This is a genomic window from Janthinobacterium sp. NFX145, from assembly GCF_049810325.1.
Lineage (GTDB): Bacteria > Pseudomonadota > Gammaproteobacteria > Burkholderiales > Burkholderiaceae_D > Janthinobacterium > Janthinobacterium rivuli.
Genome location: NZ_CP187360.1, coordinates 3,952,677 through 3,977,420, shown reverse-complemented (window position 1 = coordinate 3,977,420; position 24,744 = coordinate 3,952,677). Strand labels below are relative to the sequence as shown.

The 24,744-nt window shown below is 63.3% G+C and carries 29 protein-coding genes; 16 read left to right on the top strand and 13 right to left on the bottom strand.

The annotated features are described in order from the left end of the window. Window positions 1-28: 28 nt before the first annotated feature. The 3 genes from ACPJXG_RS17755 to ACPJXG_RS17745 form a co-directional block, all read right to left on the bottom strand. Window positions 29-241: a hypothetical protein gene (locus tag ACPJXG_RS17755; RefSeq protein WP_176388258.1), complete on the bottom strand. Its 213-nt coding sequence runs from the start codon at window positions 239-241 to the stop codon at window positions 29-31. A gap of 293 nt (window positions 242-534) precedes the next feature. Then, window positions 535-1,386, bottom strand: a complete 852-nt coding sequence (locus ACPJXG_RS17750) for a toxin-antitoxin system YwqK family antitoxin (RefSeq protein ID WP_425251859.1) — start codon at window positions 1,384-1,386, stop codon at window positions 535-537. 90 nt (window positions 1,387-1,476) lie between these two features. After that, entirely contained in the window at window positions 1,477-1,896 is a 420-nt protein-coding gene (locus tag ACPJXG_RS17745; RefSeq protein WP_425251858.1) for a hypothetical protein, read from the bottom strand. A gap of 204 nt (window positions 1,897-2,100) precedes the next feature. On the opposite strand from ACPJXG_RS17745, the gene ACPJXG_RS17740 reads away from it, so the two are divergent. From ACPJXG_RS17740 to phaP, 6 genes are all read left to right on the top strand, one after another. Next, window positions 2,101-2,565: an SRPBCC family protein gene (locus ACPJXG_RS17740; protein WP_425251857.1), complete on the top strand. Its 465-nt coding sequence runs from the start codon at window positions 2,101-2,103 to the stop codon at window positions 2,563-2,565. Between the two features lie 267 nt (window positions 2,566-2,832). Then, entirely contained in the window at window positions 2,833-3,603 is a 771-nt protein-coding gene (locus tag ACPJXG_RS17735) for a creatininase family protein (RefSeq protein ID WP_425254763.1), read from the top strand. A 54-nt stretch (window positions 3,604-3,657) separates the two neighbouring features. Continuing rightward, window positions 3,658-4,914 (top strand): hypothetical protein, encoded by a 1,257-nt coding sequence (locus tag ACPJXG_RS17730; RefSeq protein WP_425251856.1) that lies wholly within the window; start codon window positions 3,658-3,660, stop codon window positions 4,912-4,914. 115 nt (window positions 4,915-5,029) lie between these two features. Further along, window positions 5,030-5,401 carry a VOC family protein gene (locus tag ACPJXG_RS17725; protein WP_425251855.1) on the top strand — a complete coding sequence of 124 codons (372 nt, stop codon included), beginning with the start codon at window positions 5,030-5,032 and terminating at the stop codon, window positions 5,399-5,401. A 26-nt stretch (window positions 5,402-5,427) separates the two neighbouring features. Beyond that, a complete protein-coding gene (locus ACPJXG_RS17720; protein WP_035817592.1) occupies window positions 5,428-5,763 on the top strand; it encodes a hypothetical protein in 336 nt (111 codons plus the stop codon). A 280-nt stretch (window positions 5,764-6,043) separates the two neighbouring features. Continuing rightward, the gene (gene phaP / locus ACPJXG_RS17715; RefSeq protein WP_425251854.1) at window positions 6,044-6,682 is read left to right on the top strand and encodes a TIGR01841 family phasin; all 639 of its coding nucleotides are present in this window, start codon (window positions 6,044-6,046) and stop codon (window positions 6,680-6,682) included. A 118-nt stretch (window positions 6,683-6,800) separates the two neighbouring features. Here the strand turns inward: phaP and ACPJXG_RS17710 are convergent, their stop codons facing one another. Further along, on the bottom strand, window positions 6,801-7,835 hold the full coding sequence (locus ACPJXG_RS17710) for an alpha/beta hydrolase (RefSeq protein ID WP_425251853.1): 1,035 nt from the start codon (window positions 7,833-7,835) through the stop codon (window positions 6,801-6,803). 105 nt (window positions 7,836-7,940) lie between these two features. Beyond that, complete coding sequence (locus tag ACPJXG_RS17705; protein WP_035817600.1) at window positions 7,941-8,831, bottom strand: LysR family transcriptional regulator ArgP; 891 nt, start codon at window positions 8,829-8,831, stop codon at window positions 7,941-7,943. Between the two features lie 202 nt (window positions 8,832-9,033). Here ACPJXG_RS17705 and ACPJXG_RS17700 point away from each other — a divergent pair, with 202 nt between their 5' ends. Next, window positions 9,034-9,639, top strand: a complete 606-nt coding sequence (locus ACPJXG_RS17700) for a LysE/ArgO family amino acid transporter (RefSeq protein WP_034757131.1) — start codon at window positions 9,034-9,036, stop codon at window positions 9,637-9,639. Between the two features lie 4 nt (window positions 9,640-9,643). Here the strand turns inward: ACPJXG_RS17700 and ACPJXG_RS17695 are convergent, their stop codons facing one another. Beyond that, entirely contained in the window at window positions 9,644-11,074 is a 1,431-nt protein-coding gene (locus tag ACPJXG_RS17695) for a coniferyl aldehyde dehydrogenase (protein WP_425251852.1), read from the bottom strand. A gap of 147 nt (window positions 11,075-11,221) precedes the next feature. Between ACPJXG_RS17695 and trxC the strand changes: the two genes are divergently transcribed. From trxC to ACPJXG_RS17670, 5 genes are all read left to right on the top strand, one after another. Then, complete coding sequence (gene trxC, locus ACPJXG_RS17690; RefSeq protein ID WP_402720912.1) at window positions 11,222-11,674, top strand: thioredoxin TrxC; 453 nt, start codon at window positions 11,222-11,224, stop codon at window positions 11,672-11,674. A gap of 70 nt (window positions 11,675-11,744) precedes the next feature. Then, window positions 11,745-12,254: a MarR family winged helix-turn-helix transcriptional regulator gene (locus tag ACPJXG_RS17685; protein WP_425254762.1), complete on the top strand. Its 510-nt coding sequence runs from the start codon at window positions 11,745-11,747 to the stop codon at window positions 12,252-12,254. Then, entirely contained in the window at window positions 12,251-12,997 is a 747-nt protein-coding gene (locus ACPJXG_RS17680; RefSeq protein WP_425251851.1) for a HEAT repeat domain-containing protein, read from the top strand. Before ACPJXG_RS17685 ends, ACPJXG_RS17680 begins: the two co-directional genes overlap by 4 nt. Before the next feature lie 24 nt (window positions 12,998-13,021). Next, window positions 13,022-13,357: a DUF6616 family protein gene (locus ACPJXG_RS17675; RefSeq protein ID WP_099402448.1), complete on the top strand. Its 336-nt coding sequence runs from the start codon at window positions 13,022-13,024 to the stop codon at window positions 13,355-13,357. Window positions 13,358-13,419: 62 nt separating this feature from the next. Further along, window positions 13,420-14,022, top strand: coding sequence for a DUF1287 domain-containing protein (locus ACPJXG_RS17670; protein ID WP_425254761.1), 603 nt, complete (start codon window positions 13,420-13,422; stop codon window positions 14,020-14,022). Here the strand turns inward: ACPJXG_RS17670 and ACPJXG_RS17665 are convergent. After that, window positions 13,979-15,463: a PLP-dependent aminotransferase family protein gene (locus ACPJXG_RS17665; RefSeq protein ID WP_425251850.1), complete on the bottom strand. Its 1,485-nt coding sequence runs from the start codon at window positions 15,461-15,463 to the stop codon at window positions 13,979-13,981. The genes ACPJXG_RS17670 and ACPJXG_RS17665 overlap by 44 nt on opposite strands. A gap of 104 nt (window positions 15,464-15,567) precedes the next feature. Here ACPJXG_RS17665 and ACPJXG_RS17660 point away from each other — a divergent pair, with 104 nt between their 5' ends. Beyond that, on the top strand, window positions 15,568-16,008 hold the full coding sequence (locus ACPJXG_RS17660) for a carboxymuconolactone decarboxylase family protein (protein ID WP_035817618.1): 441 nt from the start codon (window positions 15,568-15,570) through the stop codon (window positions 16,006-16,008). 80 nt (window positions 16,009-16,088) lie between these two features. Next, window positions 16,089-16,385, top strand: coding sequence for a hypothetical protein (locus ACPJXG_RS17655; RefSeq protein ID WP_425251849.1), 297 nt, complete (start codon window positions 16,089-16,091; stop codon window positions 16,383-16,385). Window positions 16,386-16,453: 68 nt separating this feature from the next. Here the strand turns inward: ACPJXG_RS17655 and ACPJXG_RS17650 are convergent, their stop codons facing one another. Further along, window positions 16,454-17,629 carry a multidrug effflux MFS transporter gene (locus tag ACPJXG_RS17650; protein WP_099402444.1) on the bottom strand — a complete coding sequence of 392 codons (1,176 nt, stop codon included), beginning with the start codon at window positions 17,627-17,629 and terminating at the stop codon, window positions 16,454-16,456. Window positions 17,630-17,819: 190 nt separating this feature from the next. Between ACPJXG_RS17650 and epsC the strand changes: the two genes are divergently transcribed. Further along, window positions 17,820-18,758 carry a serine O-acetyltransferase EpsC gene (gene epsC, locus ACPJXG_RS17645; RefSeq protein ID WP_225240806.1) on the top strand — a complete coding sequence of 313 codons (939 nt, stop codon included), beginning with the start codon at window positions 17,820-17,822 and terminating at the stop codon, window positions 18,756-18,758. 82 nt (window positions 18,759-18,840) lie between these two features. Here the strand turns inward: epsC and ACPJXG_RS17640 are convergent, their stop codons facing one another. From ACPJXG_RS17640 to ACPJXG_RS17620, 5 genes are all read right to left on the bottom strand, one after another. Further along, the gene (locus ACPJXG_RS17640) at window positions 18,841-19,323 is read right to left on the bottom strand and encodes an META domain-containing protein (RefSeq protein WP_425251848.1); all 483 of its coding nucleotides are present in this window, start codon (window positions 19,321-19,323) and stop codon (window positions 18,841-18,843) included. A 72-nt stretch (window positions 19,324-19,395) separates the two neighbouring features. Next, window positions 19,396-20,295, bottom strand: a complete 900-nt coding sequence (gene bla / locus ACPJXG_RS17635; protein ID WP_425251847.1) for a subclass B3 metallo-beta-lactamase — start codon at window positions 20,293-20,295, stop codon at window positions 19,396-19,398. A 100-nt stretch (window positions 20,296-20,395) separates the two neighbouring features. Next, on the bottom strand, window positions 20,396-21,787 hold the full coding sequence (locus ACPJXG_RS17630) for an LLM class flavin-dependent oxidoreductase (RefSeq protein ID WP_425251846.1): 1,392 nt from the start codon (window positions 21,785-21,787) through the stop codon (window positions 20,396-20,398). A gap of 3 nt (window positions 21,788-21,790) precedes the next feature. After that, on the bottom strand, window positions 21,791-22,618 hold the full coding sequence (locus ACPJXG_RS17625; RefSeq protein ID WP_425251845.1) for a MetQ/NlpA family ABC transporter substrate-binding protein: 828 nt from the start codon (window positions 22,616-22,618) through the stop codon (window positions 21,791-21,793). A 21-nt stretch (window positions 22,619-22,639) separates the two neighbouring features. Beyond that, window positions 22,640-23,854, bottom strand: coding sequence for an acyl-CoA dehydrogenase family protein (locus tag ACPJXG_RS17620; protein WP_425251844.1), 1,215 nt, complete (start codon window positions 23,852-23,854; stop codon window positions 22,640-22,642). A 253-nt stretch (window positions 23,855-24,107) separates the two neighbouring features. On the opposite strand from ACPJXG_RS17620, the gene ssuE reads away from it, so the two are divergent. After that, window positions 24,108-24,728, top strand: coding sequence for an NADPH-dependent FMN reductase (gene ssuE, locus ACPJXG_RS17615; protein WP_425251843.1), 621 nt, complete (start codon window positions 24,108-24,110; stop codon window positions 24,726-24,728). Window positions 24,729-24,744 lie beyond the last annotated feature (16 nt).

The following is a 24,744-nucleotide window of genomic DNA, read 5'->3' as shown; positions in this document are numbered from 1 at the left end:
GATGGACGACAGGCCGTCAAGCCTGACGCTACGTGGCCGTGTACTGCCCGGGGCCGGTCCAGGCGATGATCCTGGACGGGCCGTTGATATGGCCTTGATCCCTGTAGTACGTTACCACCTCGGCCGCATTCCAGCCCCAGCCGGCGAAGAATACGGAGCGCAACGCGATCAGCCGAAGGATGAGCGATAGACGCTCCTCGTCTTTTTTCACCGGCAAAATGAAATAGCCGTCCTCTTCCAAAAAAACTCAATGCCTCGATGGCACCGCCGCGTACCGCTGCCGTCGCGTGGATGCGCGCTTGGGAGCCGGCGATACCTGCCTATGTGACTGCCGGGATACCCGACAGCGGCGCCAAAAACAAGGATTTCATAGGAAAGAGTTTGATCTTCATGGGCTTTCCCGTGTTTTTTTGTCTGCTTATGGCCGCTTTCAGTCAACCTCACTTAATAGAAAAACTATCCTACACTCTACGGCGCCTTGCATGGTTGCTACATCTCTCTACATACTTCTGGCGCCTGGCACACTGCATCAGTTCATTTTTTCGACATTTGACCATCTGAATGCACCAGTACGCCTTGCTCGTTGAACTGCTCAGTACTCAGGAGCTCGCCTTTCTCATTGTAAACTAGCCGAATGTATAGCTTGCCGTTACGGTGGTAACTGTTTTGCACACCTACGGGCAGACCATTGCGCCATTGCCCCAACGACTCCAGCTTGCCGTCGTCAAAATATGTAGTCCCGACTCCATGTTTGCGCCCATTTGCATCGAGCCCTACCTGTGATCCGATATTGCCATCGCTATCATAATCCCTGTAATCACCTACCATCTTGCCTGAAACAAAATCAGCCGCATCGGTCTGTCCGGAGATTCGCACCACGTCGCGTCTTATCGTATCGAAGATCTCCACCTTCCAAGTACCGGGAAGCGCTGCTTTCGGCAAGGGCAACACCAGCAGATAAGGCGAGCGCTCCTTGACCTGCGGCATGAGTTCTTCGTCCAAGTACAAGCGCGCCTTATCGTCGAAACAGGAACTGGGGCCGCAACCGGCAATCATGCGTGCAAACGGTACCGCCTCCTCGCCAGTTTTCCCTACAGGGCAGCCAAACAAGGTCACGGCCATTGGCGTCTTATCGTGGATCCGTTGGACGAGTCCGGATCTGAGGTCCGCATATTCGTCTTTGTTCTCGAGCATCCCCTCCTTCATGCGCAGCTGATTGCCACCACATGCAGTCGTTTCCGCCACGGTGAGTACCTCGGCACCTTCGCTGTCCTTCCCGCTAGAAATAGCCGTAAACACATGCCGTTGAATAATATCGGCCTTCGCAGCTATTGGCCAAAGGAGCATGGCACTTAACGCCAGGTATTTCATTTTCTGATTGATCAAGCACATCTCTAAACAATACGCCTCTAATAATAATGGTTGGGGGGAACCGATGAGTGCTTTCCAATGTCCGCTCCTGGCCGAACTCGGCCTTTAATCAAAGACAATTCGCTGCCCCATCTCGAATGCATTTTCATGGCAATAAAACAGGATGAACGGCGTGTCGTTCGAATAGATCATCGCGTCGTCACGTGACGGTACAAAAATATCCGACCAGTTCTCGACCAGGAACACACTGCTGCATGCGAAGCATTCGTCTTCGCCAAACACCACCACGACCTGCTGAATTCCTGGTACGCGCTCCCGTAACCAGCTGGTTGCGATGGCCACGTCGTCTCCGAAGGCGAACCGCTCGATGGAATCAACGGTGTTAATGTTCAAGCCGAGATGCGCCTTCGAATCATGCAGACCCACCAAATCATAGGCACGGCGAGCACCCTCGGCATCAAGCCAGACGATATCGGCCGAGTGATGTTTTAGCTCCTTAACCCGCCAATGTGTTTCGTTTATCATCTTTCAACATCCAAGGTGCCCTGGGCAGCGTTTCTAAGGTAGCATCGTGCTCAGGTGTGACTACATGCCTGGTCACTGGCCTTGTCAAGCGCGCCTGCTCAATGGCATAGCGCTTGAGCCTGGCTATAGACAAGGCGCTCTTCATGGCCCGGCCAGTACAGCCGGAATGCAATTATATTGATAATAGTAGGGAGAACCCGATTGATGCAAATTGAAGAAAGCATTCAAGTTGCGGTCCCGCCCACGGTCATTGATCAAATCTGGAGCGAGGTCGACCGATGGCAGCTGTGGGATCCGGACACCAAGCAAGCCCGGCTCAATGGGCCATTTGCGGTGGGAACACAGGGCAGGATAGTCCCGAACAAGGGGATGGGTATTCCGATGGTGGTCACCGAGCGCACTGCAGGGCGCTCGTTCACCGTCGAGGGCTACATCCCTTTGTTCCGCATCCACTTCGAGCACACGGTGGTTGCCTCAGATGGCGGATCGCAAGTCGTTCACCGCGTGTGGTTCACGGGAGCGCTTGCTTTTCTGTTCGGGCCAGGCGTTGCCAAACAAGTGCGGCAAGGGCTACCCAAGACGATGCGCTCGCTCAAGGCCTATGCCGAGAAACGCCACGCGGCTCTCCATGATGGCGAGGTGAATGGGGCAAACGCGACGACAGCCTGATAGATAGTTTCCCCTCGTCAATTCCTTGCAAAGCACCGCGTCAAATTAACGTGCCCTTCCTGTCATGATGGAATACAATTCCTGCGTGGCAGCCAGCTTGCCTGGCAAGGCCGGGCACGGCGTCACGCTATGACCTCGGAAAGATGTTGGCTTATGACTCTGCAGTTCCCCCAGCGAACGGCGCCTTGCGCGCCATCCAGCCTGTCCCAGCCACTCGGCTCCCTGTTTGCCCTGACCCTGTTCTGCCTGATTTCAGCCGCGTCCGTCATGGCGGCCGCGCCCGCCAGCAGCAGCGTCATGCTGGAAGAGCTGACCAGCACGGAGTTGCGCAGCCGTATCGATCATGGCGCCACCACCGTGCTGGTGCCGATAGGCGGCGTCGAGCAGAGCGGGCCGTATATCGCGCTGGGCAAGCACAATGTGCGCGCCGGGCTGCTGGCGCGGCAGATTGCGCAAAAGCTGGGCAATACCATCGTCGCGCCTGTCGTTTCCTACGTGCCCGAAGGCGCGATTGCTCCGCCAACCGGCCACATGCGTTTTGCCGGCACGATCTCGATACCGCCAGCCGCCTTTGAAGCCGTGCTGGAAGGGGCGGCCGCCAGCCTGCGCCAGCATGGTTTCCGCGACATCATCTTCCTCGGCGACCATGGCGGCTATCAAAAGAACGAGCAGAACGTGGCCAACAAGCTCAATCGGGCCTGGGGCAAGGCTGCCGCCGCCAAGGATGCGCGCGCGTACGCCTTGCTCGACTACTATGACATCACGCAATCGGCCTATATCGCCGAGTTGCAGAAACGCGGCCACAGCAGCACCGAGATCGGCCTGCACGCTGGTTTGGCGGACGCGGCGCTGATGCTGGCGACGGATCCGTCGCTGGTACGCAGCGAGGCCATGGCGCACGGCCCGAAACCGGGCGTGGCGGACGGCGTGCGCGGCGACGCGACCCGTGCCACGGCGGAGCTGGGCCAGATCGGTATCAAGCTGCAGGTGGACACTTCGGTGGCCGCCATCAGGCAGCTGCTGCAACGTACTAAATAACTCCGCTGGAAGTGCTGAACTTCCGGCTTTTGCAACGAAACGACGCGAAATCACATGAAAAAACTCCAACGACGCACCATCGTCACCTTGTCCGCCCTGGCTGCCGCACTGGCTGGCCTGGGCGTGGCCAGCCAGGTCATCGGCGCCAGCACAGCGGCTCCGGCCGCCGCCTATTCGTCGCTGCCGGGCATGCCGCCGCTGGTGGATCCGAAAAACGTGTATGGCAGCATCGCCAGCAGCAATATGAGCCCCGTCGTCAAGGATCATTTGCGCCGGGTCTACGTGCCCAACCTGCGCTCGAACGATGTGTATGTGATCGATCAGGACAGCCTGAAAGTGGTCGACAAGTTCAAGGTCGGCAGCGGCCCGCAGCACGTCGTGCCGTCGTGGGATCTGCGCACCCTGTGGGTGGCGAACAATGCCGAGCGCACGGACAAGGGCAGTTTGACGCCGATCGACCCCTTGACGGGCAAGCCGGGCAAGGAAGTGCCCGTGGACGATCCCTACAATATGTATTACACGCCGGACGGCAAGTCGGCCATCGTCGTGGCCGAAGCGCGCCACCGCCTCGATTTCCGCGATCCGAAGACCATGGCCGTGCAGTATTCGATCGACACGCCCCAGTGCGGCGGCATCAACCATGCGGATTTTTCGAATGACGGCCGCTACGCCATGTTCACCTGCGAGTTCGACGGCACCATCGCCAAGATCGACCTCGTGGGCCGCAAGGTCGACGGCTACCTGAAATTGCAGATGCCGGCCAAGCGCTTTGCCGAGTCCGGTCCCGTGGGCGGCCCGGCGAATGAAATCTGCAGCGTCAAGAAAGGCATGCCGCAAGACATACGCATCTCGCCTGACGGCAAGAAATTCTTTATCGCCGACATGGACGCCGACGGCGTGCACATCGTCGATGGCGCCACCCTGAAGGAAATCGGCTTCATCCAGACGGGCGTGGGCGCGCACGGCCTGTATCCTAGCCGTGACGGCAAAAAATTGTACGTGGCCAACCGCGGCACGCACCGCATCCACGGCAAGCGCAATGGCAAGGGCAGCGTCAGCGTGATCGATTTCGCCACGGAAAAAGTCGTGTCGAACTGGCCAATTCCCGGCGGCGGCAGTCCCGACATGGGCAATGTGTCCGCCGACGGCAAGTATCTGTGGCTGTCCGGCCGTTTCGACGACGTGGTCTATCGCATCGATACGGCCAGCGGCGACGTTGCCAAGGTGAAAGTTGGCCAGGAACCGCACGGCCTGACCGTGTGGCCGCAGCCGGGCCGCTATTCGCTTGGTCACACGGGCAATCTGCGCTAGGCGGGCGCCTGGCGCTCTCTGGAGCAACGGTGCGGGATCTGCAGTTATGCTTGCCTAAAAGGCAATATTGGCGCATACTATATTTTCCATTCCACTACCTCCAGGGAGCACCATCATGATTCTTGATCACATTGGTTTGAATGTCAGCGATGCACAGGCCAGCAAGGCCTTCTTTTCGGCCGCCCTGGCGCCCTTGGGCGTGTCGGTGGTGATGGAAGAGCAGGGCTGGGTCGGCCTGGGGAAGGATGGCAAGCCCGATTTCTGGTTCGGCGTGGGCGGCACCCCGCATGCCGGCATGCATCTGGCCTTCACGGCGGACAACCGTGCCCAGGTGGATGCGTTTTACCAGGCAGCGCTGGAAGCGGGCGGCAAGGATAACGGCGCGCCAGGCATCCGCGCCCTGTACCATCCGAATTACTATGGCGCTTTCGTGCTGGGGCCCGATGGTCACAATGTCGAAGCCGTCTGCCACCGTCCCGAACCCTGACACCGTTATTTTCTGAAGAGAGCAGCATGAAGCACAGCGCCACCCTGTTTGCCGACGATGCCGGCCGCTATGCCTACGTGAAAGCGGGTTTTTCCTGGCCGGCCCTGTTCCTGGGTTCGTTCTGGGCCGTCGCCAAGCGCCGCTGGTGGCTGTTGCTGCTCATGCTGGCGATGGATGCCTGCCTGTGGTTTGGCAGCCATCTGGCCACCGAACTGCGCATCGGCCCGATGATGCTGCTGATGGCCGCCGCGGAGCTCAGTTACCTGCTGGCGCGTGGCTGGTATGGCAACCGCTGGCTGGAAGCGTCGTTGCGCAGCCATGGCTACAAGCCCGTCGTGCCGGGCGCGGGCGCCGCTGCTTGAGCGTGCCTGGCACAGATTTTCTTCCCCGTCACTGACGTTTGCCAAGGGCAAGCCGTCCAGCCAAAACTTTCTGCGCAGCCGAGCGCACCTTTGATCCAGATCATCCCTCACCTGCGGTGCTCACGTAGCCTTGGGACTCGCGTTGCAAAGCATCTTCCCACCAACCGGATATGTTTTTTCGCGTTTCGTGGCGTAGCCCGGCCGTCTGCCTCACCGTTTGACTGCCGGTGGTGTCGCCATCTGTTTATGTCCACCCAACCGCTATTTAATGAGGAACTCCATGTATCCATATTCCCGTAGTGTTACCCCCGCCGCCAAAAACCACCTGGAAGCGCAACTGGCTTTCTTCAATGGCCTGTCGAAGTCCTTGTTTCAGTCGGTGCAGCACTTCAGCGACCTGAACATGCAACTGGCGCAAGGTTTGCTGGAAGAAACCACGGTCACCAGCCAGAACCTGCTGACGGTCGAGCGTGCTGAAGATGCGTTCCAGGTGGCTGCCGCCTCGGGCCAGCCAGCCGCCGAGCAACTGCGCAAGTACCAGCAACAGGTGTCGCGTCTGGCAGCCGATACGCAGGTCGAACTGGCCAACGTGGCAGAGCGTCATGTGAATGAAACGAGCCGTACCGCCAAGGCCCTGGCCGAAGAAGTCGCCCGTACTGCTTCGGAAGAAACGGAGAAAAACGTGCGCAAGCAGCAGGAAGCGATGCAGCGCATGGCCGAACCGTTCCAGGCCTATCAGCAAAACGGCGCCAGCCGCGACCAGCAGCGTGGTGTGCAAAGCCGTGATGGCCAAAGCCTGCAAAGCGCCAGCCATCAGGGCAGCCAGCAGTCGGCCGGCAGCGAAAGCTCGGCCAGCGGCAGCGCCTCGCAAGCGGGCTCCGCACAAAACAAAAGCAGCAGCGCCAGCCGTAAAGAGTAAGCACGAGGCTGCTTGCAGCTAAGCCGCATCGCAAGGGCCGAGCCTTGATATGCGGCTAGCCATGCGGCCAGCTGGCACGCAATATCGTGCGTATTGGTCTGGGCAGAGCGCCCGCCCTTCACGGGGCGGGCGTTTTGTCGTATGCGTGCAGTTCAGGGGCTGGCTTGGCCGTGCCCGCTGAGCGGGACGGCAAGGCTATGCTTGCTGGCAAGGCCTTGGCTGGCACGTCTGCGGACAAATCTGCGGACAGGGCCGCGGACGAGACCGCGTCACCGGTGCCGCTGTTGGCATCGATAAAAGCGCTGACGGCGTCCAGGGTGGGCGCCAGCCTGCGCAACGGTGCGGCCAGCGTGGCAACCAGGGTGGCGTGGCCCACGTGGTCGAAGTAGGTTTCCGTCACGGGCCTGGAAAGCGCGCGCAAGGCCTGGGCCAGGCCGCCCGTGTTGCGTTGCGGATCGACCAGTTTATCCTGTCCGGGCAAGGGGGCGATCAGCAGGGCGGGCGGGGCCTCGGCCGTCACGTGATGGATGGGTTGCGAAGCGGCGGGGGTATCCGGGTAAAAGAAAACGGGCCGCGTGGTGGTGTTTTCGATGGGTAAAAAATCATAGGGGCCGGCCAGGCCTATCCAGCCCCGCAAGTCGTGCGGGCGCATGCCGTGGCGCGCCAGCAGGCTGGCGTCGAGCGCCACCATCGCCGCATTGTAGGCGCCGGCGCTATGACCCATGACGAACAGACGCGCCGGGTCGCCGCCATGGCGGCTGGACTCCATCGCGGCCCAGGCCACGGCGCGGGCCGCATCCTGCAAAATCTCGGGGTAATGCACGTCCGGATACAGCCGGTAGTCGGCGATCACGGCCAGGTAGCCGCGCGCGGCGAGCGCGTGGCCAACGAAGGCATAGTCGGCGCGCTCGCCCGTCGTCCAGTTGCCGCCATAAAAGAACACCACCACGGGCACCGGTCCCGTGCGCACTTTTGGAGCGTAGACATCGAGCTTTTGCCGCGGCAAGGGGCCGTAGGCCAGGCCGCGCGTCACTTGCGAGGCGCTGCCGGACGACAAGGCATTGATGGCAATCAAGGGTGAGCAGGCGGCCAGGCCGGCAGCCAGCGGGATGGCGCCCAGCACGCCGAGCAGGGTGGTGCGCAGGATCGTCATGCTTGCTCCTGATGGTGATGGTTGATGCTTGCAGTGTAGGCCAGGCCGGGCAGGGCGCACACGGGGAAGTTGCTGTATAGCATAGAAAAATGTTGCATGCGTCAATCAATCCTGTAACAGCCATTTGCGCGCCGTGGCGATGACGGCGTCCGACAGGGTGCGCGTGAGGGGCGTCTGGATATCCCAGGCATGCCATGTCAGGGGCACGTCAAGCGCCTGACCGGCCGCCACGTCGACCAGCCTGCCGGCGGCCAGCGCCGTTTCCGCCTGCAGCAAGGGCACCATGCCATAAGCATAGCCCGCTTCGATGAAGCGCACGAAGTCGCGCGCCGAACCGAGCACATGGTGCGGATAGCGGCCCGTGTAGCCGAGGCGGTGCTGCAGATAGCGCTCGTGCAGCGCATCCTTGCTGCCAAACGTGATGGCGGGCGCCTGGCTGACGGCTTCCACCGTAAAACCATGGGGAAACCATTGCTGCGCGAATGCGGGCGAGGCCACGCACAGATAGCGCATGCCGCCCAGCGGCGTGGCCGTGGTGCCGGCCACCAGGTCGTTGGCGCTGGTGACGCAGGCAAACACGCGCCCTTCGCGCAATTGGCTCAGGGTGTGGTCCTGGTCGTCGAGGCGGATATCGAGCAGGCAGGACGGCGGCGACAGCAGCGGCCCCAGCGCTTCCGGAATCCACGTGGCGGCGCTGTCGGCGTTGACGGCGATGGCCAGTGCCGGCAATTGCGTGGTCGGGCCGGGCTGGGCGTCGAGCGCCGCTTCGAGCAGCTTGACTTGCCGGTAGTGGGCGATCAGGCGCTGGCCCGCTTCCGTCGGCAGGGGCGGGTGGCTGCGGATGATCAGCAAGGTGCCTTCCAGGTTTTCCAGGGTGCGGATGCGTTGCGACACGGCCGGCTGGCTGATCGCCAGCGCTTGCGCGGCCTTTTCAAAGCTGCCCAGGCCGATCACGGCGTCGAGGGCGGCCAATCCACGGTAATCGACGACGCGCATAAGTTTCTCTTATATATGGTTAGAATCATTCATTATACTTATATTTACTTTTTCTTTACACTGTTGAAATAGGGTAACAACTCCACTCTCCCGCGCGGTCCTGCTGGTACCGCTACACCCTCCACCTACCTTTGATGACTTTGCCGTCGCCGGCAGAGCGTGGGCGGCCGTGCGCGTGATGGAAAGCAATAAAGGAATCGATATGGACAGCGCAATCTTCTTGAAAGGCATGGGGCTCGGAGCGAGCCTGATCGTGGCCATCGGCACGCAAAACGCTTTTTTGCTCAAGCAGGGCTTGAAGCGCCATTACGTGCTCACCTGCATCCTCGTCTGCCTCGTGTGCGACGCGATGTTGATCACGGCCGGCGTGGCCGGCATGGGCACCTTCATTGCCGACAATCCTAATTTCCTGCTGTGGGCCAAGGCTGGCGGCGCCACCTTCCTGATCGCGTATGGCTTGCGCGCGGCCAAGTCCGCCTGGCGTCCAACAGCACTGACGGTGTCGGCCGCCAAGTCGCCGGAAGGCTACTGGGCCGTGATCGGCGCGGCGCTGGCGTTCAGCCTGCTGAACCCGCACGCCTTCCTCGATACGGTCATCTTGCTCGGCTCGATCGGCGGCCAGCATGAAGGCGTGGGACGCTTTTACTTTGCCGGCGGCGCCATCATGGCTTCGGCCCTGTGGTTCTTCCTGCTGGGCTTTGGCGCCCGCTACCTGGCGCCCGTGTTTGCCAAGCCCATGGCCTGGCGCGTGCTCGACGGCATCATCGCCCTCGTCATGTGGGCCATCGCCGCCTCGTTGTTCCTGTAAAGCATCAGCGCGTCAGGAAGGCCAGCACGCGGCTGGCCAGCTTGCCATACGGCGGCCACAGCAGTTTCAAAGCGCTGTAGCGGGCCTGGTAAAACACGGGCCGCAGCTTGCTGAAGGTGTGGAAACCTTCCACGCCATGGTAGTGGCCCATGCCGGATTCGCCCACGCCGCCGAAGGGCAGGTCGTGCTGGCCCACGTGGTACAGGGCGTCGTTGACGGACACGCCGCCCGACATCACCCGGTCGATCAGCAACTGCACCGTACGGGCATCATTGCTGAACGGATAGATGGCCAGCGGGCGCGGCCCCGCGTTGATGCTGTCGATGACGCTTTCCAGATTCGTGTAGCCGCGCAGCGGCAGGATGGGGCCGAAGATTTCCCGCGTCAGCAGCAGGCTGTCTTCGGGTGCATCGAGCACGATGTGCGGCGCGATCTTGCGCGTGGCCCGGTCGTGGCTTGGGCCCGGCAGCAGCGAAATCACTTGCGCGCCCCGTGCGCGCGCCTCGTCGAGCGCCTGCAGCAGCCGTTCAAAGGCAGCCGCGTCGATGATGGACGTGTAGTCTGGCGTATTCAGCCCGGCATAGCGGGCCGGCATGATCTGGCGTGCATGGTCGACGAAGGCGGCGATGCTGGCTTCGGGCAGCCAGGCGTGGTCGACGCTGGTGCAGATTTGTCCCGCGTTCAGGTACTTGACGAACAGGATGCGCTCGGCTGCCGTGCGCACGTCGAAATCGGCGCAGACGATGGCCGGCGCCTTGCCGCCCAGCTCCAGGGTGACGGGGCACAGGTTCTGCGCGGCCGCCGCCATGACGGCGCGTCCCGTCTGGCCGGAGCCCGTAAACAGCAGATGGTCGAACGGCAGTTGCGAGAAGTCAATGCCCACGCCGCCCGTCTCGTCAAAGAACTGCAGTTTTTCAGGCGGAAAGTAGGCGGGCATGGTGGCGATCAGCAGCCGTGCCAGGTGGCGCGAGTTTTCGCTCATCTTGACCATGGCGCGGTTGCCGGCGGCGAAGATATAGGTCAAGGGCACCAGGCTCAGGTTCACGGGAAAATTCCACGGCACGATGACGCCCACCACGCCCAGCGGCTGCGGCATCACGCGGTTGCGGGCGCCAGGGAAGGTGCGCCAGTCGACGCCACGGCGCTGCGGCCGCATCCATTTTTTCAAGTGTTTTAATACATGGGTGATGCCGTCAATGGCGGGAAAGATCTCCGCCAGCAAGGTTTCGTGGCGTGAACGGTTGCCATAATCGGCGCTGATCGCTTCGCAGAGCGCGTCTTTGTGCTCGCGGATGAAGCGCTGCAAGGTTTGCAGGTCGCGTTTGCGCTCGGCCAGGGTCGGCACGGGGTGGGCCAGGCAGGCGGCACGCTGCAAGGCCAGGGCGGCAGCCAGCTCGGCGTTCTTCAATTCCCTGTTTTCTGCGACATCAGGCATTGTTTTCCTTGGCTGGCTCGGCAATGCGCGCGCCGTTCCGGCACACTATAGTCGAGTATTCAGATAGTCGCCGCCAGCGTGCCGACGGCCTTGCACGATACGCCGTAAAATGTCCGGCAACTGTACGCTACCCTTTCCAGGAATGCCATGACCCCGACCACGCCAGACTCCCTGCACATCGTGTGCCCCCATTGCGACGCCGTCAACCGCCTGCCGGCCGCCCGCCTGATTGAGCAGCCCACTTGCGGCAAGTGCCAGAAGGATTTATTTACGGGCCAGCCCGTGGACCTGGCCAGCGCCCGCTTCCTCAAGCATATCGAACGCAGCGACATTCCCGTGCTGGTCGACTTCTGGGCGCCGTGGTGCGGGCCGTGCCGCAGCATGGCGCCATTCTATGTGCAAGCCGCCAAGACCCTGGAGCCGGCGTTCCGCGTCGTCAAGGTGAATACGGAAGCGTCGCCGGACCTGGGCAGCCGTTTCAATATCCGCAGCATTCCCACCTTGGCCCTGTTCCACAAGGGCGTGGAAGTGGCGCGCCAGCCGGGCGCCATCGATGCGAATGCCATCATCGCCTGGGCAAGGGATAAAGCCCGCTTTTGAGGCGAGAGGAAAACCATCGCGGTTTTCCATTTGACATTTAGTATGGCGCCATATTATATTGCGCCATATGATAAAGCTCGAACAGAAATACACGGTCTTGCTCGGTGATGTGCAGCGCCGCGCCAGTGGTCTCGACATGACGCGCTCCATCGGACAGTTGCGCCTGTGCTTTGAAGTGCTGGGCCTGGCGTCCGCCATCGATGGCGATTGCGCCGCGCGCCTGGGCCGGCATGGCTTGTCGGAAGGAAAATTTGTCTTGCTGTCCCTGTTGCGCGACGTGCCGGGCGGGCTGTCGCCGCATGAACTGGCCGAACGGGCAGGCGTGACGCGCGGCACCATCACGGGCTTGCTCGACGGGCTTGAACGCGACGGTTTCCTGGCGCGCCATGCGGATCAGGTCGACCGGCGCAAGCTGCTGGTGCGCCTGAGTCCCAAGGGAGACATGGCCGCCGCGACCCTGGTCGATGAACACGCGCAATGGATCGCCAGCCTGTTTGCCGATTTCACGGCCGAGGAGATGCAGTTGTTGAGCGCGCTGCTGGAAAAAGCCTGGCGCAAGACGGATCGAGGTGCCGCATGAGCCGTGGCGTCGCCGACATCGCTCCCGCGCGCCTGGCCCTGCTGAACGGGGGCAGCGTGGCCAGCACCACCCTGACGGAAGGCCTGGCCATCGATTTCGCCCAGCTGCTGGCCGCGGCCGTGCCCGCTGTCGGCGCCGCCCGCCTGGAGCAACTGCGCGCGCAGGCCGCAGCCGGCATCACCAGACGCATGGCGCTGGCGGCGCAATTGCTGTTGGAAGCCAACACCGACCTGGCGCTGCTGCAAGCACATGCCTCCGACACGGTACGAGGCTGGGCCTGCTTTGCCATTGCCGCGCAGGCTGGCTGGACCTTGCCGCAGCAGCTGGCCGCCATGCGGCCGCTGGCCGACGATGGCCACTTCGGCGTGCGGGAATGGGCCTGGCTGGCGCTGCGGCCCCATCTGGCGGCGCAGCTTGACGAGGCGATTGCCTTGCTGGCGCCGTGGACGGCGGACCCGTCGGAAAGAGTGCGCCGTTTCGCCTGCGAAGCGCTGCGCCCGCGCGGCGTCTGGTGCGCGCATATCGCCCGCTTAAAAGAGCAGCCGCAGCTGGCCTTGCCCATGCTGCAAGCCTTGCGTGCCGACCCGGCCGTTTATGTGCAGGATTCCGTGGCCAACTGGCTCAACGATGCAGCCAAGAGCCAGCCTGACTGGGTGCGCAGTCTGTGCGCGCAATGGCTGCTGGAAAGTGACAATGCCGCCACCCAGCGCATCTGCAAGCGTGCCCAGCGCTCGCTGGCCTGACGATTGATTACCCAAGGAGAAAGCATGCATTACCTGTTAGAACTGTACAGCCCGAAACCGGCCTGGCTGGCCCTCGACGGCGCCGCGCGCCAGGCGTATTTCGACACGGTGGGCGCCGGCATGGCGGCCTTGTCCGGCACGGGCGCCGAAGCGCTGGCCATGGGCGCCATCGATGGCGGCAAGCTGCATGCGGCTGCCCAGCAATTCTATGCCGTCTGGCGCTTCCCGGACGAGGCCGCACTGGACACCTTGCTGGCTGGCATCGCCGCCACGGGCTGGCATGATTATTTTGACACCATCAATGCGGCTGGCCCGGCCGTGGATTTCCCCGCCCACCTGGCGCAGCTGGCCGGCGTTTAAGCGTCCGCCATTTTCCTTGCCACTGAGGTAAAGTTGGCATTTCCATCTGAACACTGACGTTGATGCCAATTAAACTGCTTTCCGCACTGATGCTTGCCCTGGCGCCCATGCTGGCGTCGGCAATCCCTGCCACCCCGCAAGCCCTCGTCGCCGCCGCCCGCAAGCAGGTGGGCGTGACCGTGCAGTACGATCCGCGCTATGAACGGCTCGCCTATCCGGGCGGCGACGTGCCGCTCGAGCGGGGCGTGTGCACGGATGTGGTCGTGCGTGCCTACCGCCAGCTGGGGCAGGATTTGCAGGTGCTGGTGCACGAAGACATGCGCAAGGCGTGGCAGGTGTACCAGCAGCAGGGACGCTGGCAAATGAAGGGGCCGGACCGCAATATCGACCACCGCCGCGTGCCGAACCTGGGCACCTACTTTGCCCGCCATGGCACCAGCCTGCCGCCAAGCAAGGAAGCGAACGCTTACCGCGCGGGCGACATCGTCACCTGGCGCCTGCCGCGCAACCTCACGCATATCGGCATCGTCAGCGACAAGCAGTCGTGGGGCGGCGTGCCGCTCATCATCCACAACATCGGCGAGGGCGCGCGCGAGGAAAATATTCTGTTCAGCTATCCGATCACGGGGCACTATCGTTGGCAACCCGGCTGGCAGCCACGTTGACGGGGAGCGGCGCTATTTCCTGCAGGATCGCCAGCACGAGTGCAAGCGCCGTGTCGATATCGAGTTTGTCGATGGCGCCATAGCCGAGGAACAGGCCGGCATGGCGCGCCTCTCCGTGATAAAAGCCCGATAGCGCATACAGGCTGACGTCGGCCTGGCGTGCGCGGCGCAGCAATTCGGCGATATCGAGCGGCGCCTGCGCCAGAGCCGCCACGTGGAAGCCGGCGCTGGCTGGCACCAGTCGGAACCACGGCGCCAGCGGACCGTTGAACCAGTGCTGCAGCCGCTCGCGCCGCCCCGCATAAATATCGTGGCAGCGGCGTATGTGGCGCAGCAAATGGCCGTCGCCGATGAACTTGGCCAGCGCATGCTGGCCCAGGCTGGCCGTATGGCAATCGCTCAGGTATTTCACCGTTTCCACGGCAGCCACGATGGCTTGCGGCAGCACCGCATAGCCGAGCCGCAATTCCGGCAGCATGATTTTCGAAAAGCTGCCCACGTGGGCGACGATGCCGTAGCGGTCCATGCTTTGCAGGGAATCCTCGGGCCGACCTTCGTAGCGGAAGGCGCTGTCGTAATCGTCCTCGATGATGATGGCGCCCAGCTGATGCGCCCGCTCCAGCAAGGCATGGCGGCGCGCCATGCTCATCGGCATACCCAGCGGAAATTGATGCGCGGGCGTGACATAGATCAGCCGCGTGCCGTCCGGGATTTGCCCGACGATGAGGCCATCCTCATCCACTTCGACGCCCACCACTCGGGCGCCCTGGCTGGCGAACACGGCGCGCGCCACCGGGTAGCCAGGTTCTTCCACGGCAACCGTGTCGCCCGCTTCCAGCAGGGTCAGCGCCAGCAGGTGCAAGGCTTGCTGCGCGCCGCTGGTGACGAGCACTTGTTCCTCGGTGCAATGGATGCCGCGGCTGAAGGCGGCATGGCCGGCAATCGCCGCGCGCAAGGCCGGCAAACCGGCGACAGGGCCATAACGGCCGCGCGCCTGGCCACCCTGGCGCAGCGCGTGCAGCATGCAGGCGCGCCATTCATCCTGCGGGAAGTGCGCGGGCGTGGCGCGTCCGCCGATGAAGGCGTAGCGCGCCGGCGTTTCCTGGCTGGCGCGGCGCAGGGGCGTGGGCGTCGCTTCCCAGCGGGCGATGCGCTGCGCGCTGGCCAGCGGCGTGCTGGCGTGGCGGCGCTGCGGCGAGGCGTGCGGCGTCTGCACGAAGCTGCCCACGCCCACTTTGCCGACCAGCAGCTTTTCATAACCGAGCCTGTCATACACGTCGGATACCGTCTTGCGCGACAGGCCCAGCTGGCTGGCCAGCAGGCGCGATGGCGGCAATTGCTGGCCGTCCGTCAGCCGGCCCGAGCGGATGGCCTCGCTGAGCTGGCGGTACAGCTGGCCGCCCAGGTCGCGCGTGCCGTCGATCAGGATATGTAATTCCATGGTGTGTCTGCTGGTGGTCTGCCGGTTTTCGGGGGGATTGGCCTGCCGCGCGTACTGCCTGCGCTTTTACAATGATGCATCTCTACTTTACAAGGAATGCCATCATGACACAGCAACGACTCGACTTCACACAAGCTTCGCCGGACGCCGTCAAGGCCATGTACGCGCTGGAAGCGGCGATCGCCAGGCTGGGCGTGGAACACTCGCTGCTCGAACTGATCCGCCTGCGCGCCTCGCAAATCAACGGCTGCGCCTTTTGCGTGGACATGCACACGAGCGACGCGCGCAAGGCCGGCGAAACGGAGCGCCGCCTGTATGCCGTGTCCGTCTGGCGCGAAACGCCGTTCTTCACGCCGCGCGAGCGGGCCGTGCTGGCCTGGACGGAAGCGTTGACCCTGCTGCCGCAAAGTCAGGCACCGGATGACGTGTATGCGGCGCTGGCGGAACAATTGACGCCGGCGGAAATGGTCAACGTGACCCTGGCCATCGGCTCCATCAACACCTGGAACCGCCTGGCCGTGGGCTTTCGCAAGATGCCTGAATAAGTCCTGTGTTCGTTCGCGAACAGACGTATGGTTTGCTGCTGCGTAGGCTGGCTGGACGATTGATCAGCCAGGGAGCAGCCATGCAAGTACCTATTGAGGAAGGCGCCGACAAGACGTTGGAGCAGCACGAAGAAGCGCGCCGCGAATTCATCGCCGAACTGTGGCGGCGCTTTGAAGCGTTGCAGGAATGGGCCGTCAGCCATTGGCCGGACCAGCAACACCCGCTCAGTTCCGCCGACTTTGTCGAATCGCGCAAGGAGATATTGAGCTTGCGTTCGCCGGCTGGGTCGTTGAACCAGCCAGCGCAGCAAAATGAAGCGGAACCGGAGCAGGGCGGGGCGCAATATGTTGATGTGACGCCAGCGCCATGGCCGTAACCTTGACCGTAATCCGACGTCACCCGCCAACAATGTTGTCGGATTACGCGCTTGCGCGCTAATCCGACCTACGCGTCGCTTTTACCCTGCGCAAACACCCAGCAAACCAAACTTACCAGCAGCCCCGCCATCACGCCATACGCCAGATTCAGGGCGCTGTCGAACAGCAGCGGCGCCACCAGGCCCGAGACCAGCGCGAACAGCAGCATCTGGATGAATGATTGCATCGACGACGCCAGGCCGCTGTTGTTGGGAAAGTGGTTCAGGGCCATCAGGGTCATCGGCGGCATGGCGATCGACAGGGCGAACGAGTAGAAGAACAGCGGCAGCACGGCCCATGGCACTTCGGCGGCAAAGACATAGTTGTAGCCGATGTTGGCGGCGGCCGCCACCAGCATCAGGATGAAGCCGGCCCAGATCATCTGGCGCTGGCTGTAGCGGTGGGCGATTTTCGCCGACAGGGCCGAACCGAACACCATGCCGCTGATCAGGGGAATGAACAGCCAGGCAAATGCCGTTTCCGGCAGGTGCAGGATGTTGATGATGAAGTAGGCGGCCGAACCGATGTACAGGGCGAAGCCGCCAAAGGCGGCGCCGATGGCCGTCGACAGCAGCAGGAACTGACGGTGGCACAGCACTTTCCAGTAATTGACGGCGATGTCGCCCAGGTGGAAGGCGTGGCGCTGCTCCTTCGGCAAGCTCTCCGGCAGCGCGCGCCAGACGACGACGAACATCAGCACGCCGAAGGCCGTCAGGAACCAGAAGATCCAGCGCCAGCCCAGGCCCACCTGCAGCCAGCCGCCCAGCACGGGCGCGATGGCCGGCGCCAGCGCGAACACCATCATGATGTGCGAGAGGATTTTTTGCGCGGCGGCGCCCGAATAACGGTCTTGCACGATGGCGCGGCCGATCACGGAGCCGGCGCCCGCCGACAATCCCTGCAGCACGCGCCAGGCCAGCAGCCAGCCCAGCGACGGCGCCAGCGCGGCGCCCACGGAAGCGATCACATACAGCACCAGCGAGACGAGAATCACGGGACGGCGGCCGAACGAGTCGGACAGGGTGCCGTAGAACAGCATCATGAAGGCGAACGTGAACAGGAAAAAGCTCAGGGTCTGCTGCACCAGCAGGGGGCTGGCATTGAAATCTTGCACGATGGCGGGGAAAGACGGCAGATAGGTGTCAATTGCAAGCGGTCCGACCATCGCCAGGCCCGCCAAAATCCATGTTAATAATTTAGTCATGTTGAACAGTGTTTTTGTTAGCCCGTCATTTTACGCTAGTGGAAGCAATCGGGTTTGCCGGCCACCTCTCTTAGTCAGGCATATACGTTTTTTGCATATGGATGTTTGGAATTCTTCGTTTGCTTTGTCATGTGCCGCCTTTAAGCTGGGGCGACCCGGCCTGTTCGCCGTTTTCTGGAAGTGATACGCCATGCACAGCATTTACCCCGCGGCGCCCGCCGACGACACGGCCCAGTGGAACCTGGGGCCCGTGATCCAGGCCTTGCGCAGCTCGCGCGAAGACAAGCACAAGATCCGCCATAACGGCAGGGTGCGTGAATTGCCGTCGCGCGAAGCGCTCACCACCATCGTCAACGGCTTGTCGGCGGCCCTGTTCCCCACGCATTACGGGCGGCCCAACCTGACGGACGAAAGCATCGATTATTTTGTCGGCGATACCCTCAACACCACCCTGAACCGCCTCAGCGAACAGGTGCGGCGCGGCTTGCTGTTCTCCGTGCCTGCCGGCGAGGAGCAGGATGGCGCCAGTGACGATGCGGCCTTGGCGCAGCAGGCGCGCGACATCACCCGTGCATTTGCCGCCAGCCTGCCCGACATCCGCGCCCTGCTGGTGTCGGACGTGCAGGCCGCGTATGCGGGCGACCCGGCCGCCACCTCGGTGGCCGAGATCATGCTGTGCTACCCGGGCACCATCGCCATCCTGTACCACCGCCTGGCACACCGCCTGCATGCGCTGGGTGCGCCGTTCCTGGCGCGCCTGATCGCCGACATCGCGCATACCCTGACGGGCATCGACATCCATCCGGGCGCGCACATCGGCGCGTCCTTCTTCATCGACCATGGCACGGGCGTGGTGATCGGCGAGACGGCCATCATCGGCCAGCGCGTGCGCCTGTACCAGGCCGTGACATTGGGCGCGAAGCGCTTCCCGGCTGACGCAAGCGGTGCGCTGATCAAGGGCACGCCGCGCCACCCCATCGTCGAGGACGACGTGGTCATCTACGCGGGCGCAACCGTGCTGGGGCGCATCACCATCGGCGCGGGATCGACTATCGGGGGGAATGTGTGGCTGACGCAGAGCGTGCCGGCGAATAGCAATGTATCGCAGGCGCAGATGCGCAACGATTGAGAAGAATGGAAGGGAAAACGAACCCCAGCGCAGAAACTGGGGTCGTACCCTCAGGGTACGACCCCGGTATTTGCGGTTGGGTTTACTTCACCGTCAGCACTTCATACCGTGCCACGGGCACGCCATCTTTCAGCAGCAGCAATTCCTGGTCGGCGTAGCGGTAGCCATTGACTTCGCCCAGGGTGCTCAAGAGCAGGCGCTCGAGGTCCATGTCCTGCGGCTGGCACATCATCATGGTGCCGGCCATCTGTCCAAAGTTCAAGGTGCTGACGCCATCGCTGGTGTAGCCGCCCATCATCTGGTTGCAGCCGCTGTTGCCGCTGGCACGGCCATCAGCCAGCTGCAGGGTCACTTCGCGCTGTTCGGGCGCCTTGCGCACCACTTGCTTGCCCTTCAATTCCTTCAGCTTCCACTGCGTGCCCGTCAGCTTCGGCGCCGGCTTGGCGGGCGATGTGGCGCCTGGCGCGGCGGCGGCGGCTGCGTCGCTGCGTACGGGCGTTTGCGCGCAGCCGGCCGTGATGGCGACGATGGCGGCGAGGGGAATCAGTCTGGCGAGTTTAAACATGGCAATCCTTCTTTAAATGAATGGCGCCAGCGTAGCAGATTGGCGCCACGCCAGCGTGCACGGTTGACAGGCCTACCGCTCCTGCTCCAGGCGCGCCTCGAGCACGTTGCGCGCCGCCGCCACGTAGGCGCGGCAAGCCTGCGGGTCGATGAACGCCTCGCTGCCGACCGTGGCGCTGGCCTCCAGACGCTCCCATAATTGCGACGCCTCCGGGTGGGCCGAGATCAGCACGTCGCAAGGCAGTTTTTCCAGGGTCTCGAAGCTGTGGCGCAAGTCCGCCACCGCGTTCGGATACTCGCTGCTGGCGCTGAACTTGAAGCCTGGACGCGAGACGGCGTTGACACTGTCCGCGTAGACCATGTTCAGGCAGCGGGGACCGTCGCACGATTGCCACGTCCAGCTCAGGCCTCCGGGCGTGTGCCCCGGCGTGGCATGCGCCGTCAGGTTGACGGGGCCGACGTTGAACTGGCCGCCGTCGCGCGCCAGGCGCATGTCCTTGACGGGCGGGTACTTGGGCAGCGCGTGGTATTGCGGGTCGTCCGGGCCCACTTCGCCCGACGCCAGGTCCAGCGCGGCCGACGGGCTGGCGGCCACCAGCGCATTGCTGCGCCGCTGCAGTTCGGCCAGGCCGCCCGCATGGTCGATATGGCCATGCGAATTGAGTATCAGCTTGACGTCCTCGATGCGAAAACCCAGGGTGGCGATATTGTCGACGATCTTGGGCGCCGATTCCGGCAAGCCACCGTCGATCAGCGCGTGGCCCTGCGGCGACGTCACCAGCACGGAACTGAGGCCTTTCACGCCCACATAATAGGTATTGCCGAAGATGCGGAACGGTGTCTGGTCCGCGTTCCAGGTGGCGCAGACGTCGCAGCCCGGCGTCGGCGCCGTGACTGGCGCCTGCGCCCATGCCAGGGAAGCATGGCCTGCCAGCAGCACCAGTGCCAGCGCGCGTGTAAGAGTGGGGGGCATTGCGTTCCTTATCCGTGTTGCCAAGGTGGCGTATGCTGACATGGAACGGAGCTGGACGCAAACGCATCCTTGCATGGATAGCTGCCGGCGAAGCGGGTTTTCAGGCCGCAACCAGGATGGCGCTGGCTGGTGCGATGCTGACCTGCCGACCCGCATGACCGGCAGGCAGGCGCGGGCCTTGGCCGAAGACCTTGTGGCGCAAGCTGCCATCTTCGTAATGGGTGCGGTAGCGGCCGCGCCGCTGCAGTTCCGGCACGATGTGGGTCACCACGTCGGCCATGCTGTCGTGGGCCACGGCGAAGGCGAGATTGAAACCGTCGATACCCGTTTCATCGAGCCAGCTTTCCAGCTGGTCGGCCACCTGGCGCGCATCGCCCACCAGTACCGGGCCGCGTCCGCCCAGGCCGATGTATTCGGCCGCTTCGCGTACCGTCCACGTGCGGTCCGGGTCGGCCTGGCTGAACGAGGCCAGCGCCGAGCGGCCGGCCGGGGAATCGATGTAGTCGATGGTGGCGTCGAGCGGGTAGCGGCTGAAATCGACGCCCGTCCAGCCGGACAGCAGCACCAGCGCCGCCTCGATATTCACATGGCGCAGGTAGTCGGCATGCTTGGCGCGCGCTTCTTCCTCGGTAGCGCCCGTGATGACCAGCGCCTGCGCGTAGATCAGCAGCGCGTCGCCATCGCGCCCGCTTTGCCGCACGGCGGCGCGCAAGTCGTCCGCATAGCGTTTCACCACCGTCTTGCTGGGGCCACTGACAAAGGTGGCTTCCGCGTGGCGCGCCGCGAAGCGCGTGCCGCGCGGCGAGGTGCCCGCCTGGTACAGCAGCGGCGTGCGCTGGGGCGACGGCTCGCACAAATGGATGCCGGGCACCTGGTAGTGGCGCCCGGCATGGTTGATCGGATGGATTCTGGCGGGATCGGCGTAGATGCCGCGCGCCTTGTCGTTGACGACGGCGTCGTCGTCCCAGCTTTTTTCCCACAGCTTGTAGACGACGTCGAGGTATTCGTCGGCCAGGTCATAGCGTTCGTCGTGGCCCAGCTGCTGTTGCAGGCCCAGGTTGCGCGCCGCGCTATCGAGGTAGCCGGTGACGATATTCCAGCCGATGCGCCCACCCGTCAGGTGGTCGAGCGTGGAGATGCGCCGCGCGAACGTGTACGGATGTTCGTAGGTGAGGGCGCAGGTGACGCCGAAACCCAGGTGCGTGGTCGCTTGCGCCATGATGGGCACGAGGGCCAGCGGGTCGTTCAGCGGCACCTGCACGCCGTGTTCCAGGGCCGCGTCGAGACTGTCCCGGTACACGTCATACACGCCCAGCACGTCGGCCAGGAACACCGCGTCGAACAGGCCCGCTTCCAGCAGCTGCGCCAGTTCCGTCCAGTGCGCGGGATCCGTGTAACGGTGGCTGCGGTCGCGCGCATGCGTCCACAGGCCCGGCGACTGGTGGCCCACAGTGTTCATCTGGAAGGCGTTGAAGCGTATCGTCTTTGCCATGGCTTATTTTGCCGCCGTCTGCAAGGCTTGCTGGTAGTCGGGTTTCGAATAGCCGGCAAAGTGTTTATTCGTGATGTCGAGGAATTCGCGCGAGCGGTAGGCGGCCGCCAGATCCTTGGCGAACTGCTTGTCCTTGTCCGCCGTGCGGATGGCCACCAGGTTGATGTAGTTGGGCGAGATTTTCTCGGCCACCAGCGCCTCCGTCAGCTTCAGCCCCGACGCCAGCGCGTAATTGCCGTTGATGAAGGAGTAGTCGGTGTCGCCCAGCGAACGTGGCAGCTGCGCCGCTTCCAGCGGCAGCAGCCTGATTTTCTTCGTGTTGACGGCGATATCCTTTTCCGACGCGCGCACGGGGTCGAAGCTGGCGCGCAGCTTGATCCATCCCAGCTGGTCGAGCAGCACCAGCGCGCGCGCCTGGTTGGTCGGATCGTTCGGCAAGCCCACCGTCGTGCCTTCCTTCACATCGTCCAGGGTCTTGTGCTTCTTGCTATAGATGGCAATCGGCGCCGTGGGGATCGTGATCAGGTCCGTCAGGGCCAGCTTGTGCTCCAGCGCGAATTTCTTCAGGTAGACGATGTGCTGGAAGACGTTGGCGTCCAGCGAACCTTCGGCCAGCGCGAAGTTCGGCTGGATGTAGTCATTGAATTCCACCAGCTTGACCTTGTAGCCCTGCTTTTCCAGGATAGGCTTGATGCCCAGCTTGATCTGGTCCGCGTACGGCCCCGCGCTGGTGCCGATGGTGATGTCTTTCGGATCCTTGGCGTGGGCGAAGCCGCCGGCCAGGGCGAGTGACAGGGCGGTGAGGAGGATGCTGCGGCGGGCGATGGTCATGGTAGCTCCTTGGTGGGTGAGTCAGGAATACGCCGTCGGCTCGGGCACCGTGCCATTCAAGGCAAAGCGTCCCAGGTCGCGCAGCTTGTAGTCGATGGGGTCGTGCAGCGTATGCACGCGCACGTTGCGCCAGTAGCGGTCGTATCCATACTGGGCCGAGGTGGAACGGGCACCCGTCAGTTCGAACATCTGGCTGCTGATGTCCAGCCCCGCCTTGTGCGCCAGGCACTTGGCTTCGGCCACGGCCACTGCCAGCAAGCCACGTTCGCGCGCCGTCACCAGCGCGCCCTTGCGGAACACCTTTTCCAGTTCCTGCGCCGCCGCGTCGGCCAGCACCTGCGCGGGGCGCAGCAAGAGCCACAGCTGGCCGTAGCGGTGCTGCACCAATGGGTCGTCCGTTGCCTTGTCCACGCCCGAGGCAAACCAGGCTTTTGCCTGTTCGTCCGTGTACTGGCGCGCCGCCTCGAACGCGCCTTCGGCGATGCCCAGGTACAGGTTGGCCATGATCAGCTGCGCGATCTGCGAGCGCACGGTCGCTTGCGGCGTGGCGGCCTGCGCGGGCGCCTGCAGCACCAGCTCGCGCGGCAGGGCGACACTTTGGAAATGCACGTTGCCGCTGTCCGTCTGGCGCTGGCCGAAGGCGTCCCAGTCCGCCTGCACGGTCACGCCATCCTGGCGCGTGGGCAGGGCGGCAATCAGCGCCGTTTGCGTGGGCGCGTGCCAGGCGGAGACGGTCAGCCAGTCGGAACCGACCGAGCCGGAGGAAAAGCTCTTGATGCCGTCGAGGATATAGCCGTCGTCGCTGTCGGTAGCCGTGACCCGTTTGTCGAGCGGGTTCAAGGCATTGCCCCAGAACAGGCGCTCGTCAACGGTCAGGGTGAGCAGGCGGCGCTGTTGCTGCGCGCTGCCATACAGCTGCAGGCCGGCCAGCTGCAAATGGTGGAAGCCGAAGACATGCGCCAGCGCGCTGTCGGCCCGCGCCAGGATGCGGATCACCTGGTACACGAGGGGCCACGATGCGCCCTGGCCGCCGAATTCCACGGGGATCGACAGGGTCAGCAAGCCCGACTCGCGCAGCCATTCGCGTTCCTGCGCCGCATGGCCGCCGGCCTGGTCGCGGGCATTGGCCGTTTCAGCCAAGCGAGCGGCCAGCTTTGTTGCGATGTTGATGGCGTCCTGCAGGGGTTCCGGTACAGGCGGCTGGGGACGGGCGGCATGGAGAAAAACGCTAGACATGAGTGACATTCCAGAAAGACGATGACGCCGATATTGCACCTTCAGGCACGCGCCGTACACGAAGAAAACCGCGCATGGATATGCGAAAAAAGCCGTGCAAGGAGCGGCGACTTCGCTTGCCGGGCGTCAGGCCCGGATAGTCAAAAAACGCATATCGAAGCGCGAAAGCATTCGTTTTACACGGCTGCTGATGGCGATAGGCTGCAAGCATCCGAGCAACTCCAATCCGACAACGTACAGGGACGGGCATCACATGAGCATTTTGTTATTGGGCGGTAGCCCGCAACTCCCATCGAGTTCCAGCCGCCTGCTGCTGCATATCGGCGAACAGCTGGCGCTGCAGGGCCACAGCTACGCCAAGCTGCATGTGCGCGACTTGCCGGCGCGCGCCTTGCTGCTGGCCGACTACGACGACGCGGCGATTGCCCGCGCCGTGCGCGCCGTGGCCGATGCCGACGCCATCGTGATCGCCACGCCCATCTACAAGGCCTCCTATACCGGGCTGCTGAAAGCCTTCCTCGACTTGCTGCCGCAAGATGGCCTGGCCGGCAAGCTGGTGCTGCCGCTGGCCACGGGCGGCGGCCATGCCCACACCCTGGCGCTCGACTATGCGCTGCGTCCCGTGCTGCATGCGCTGGGCGCCAAGCAAGTCTTCACCAGCATTTATGCCAATGCGCAGCAGCTGGCGTGGCACGAAGAAAGGGGCCTGAGCCTGGATGCGCCGATTGCCGACCGCGTGCAGGCCGGCATCGAGGAACTCTCCACCGGCCTGTTCGTGCTGCAGGGCCGCCGTCCGACCGCGCCAGCCGAGGTCTCGCACCCCGTGCGTACGCTGCAAGACCAGCCTTACGCTCCGCAATATCAAGCCGCCTGATTATTTACCGACCAAG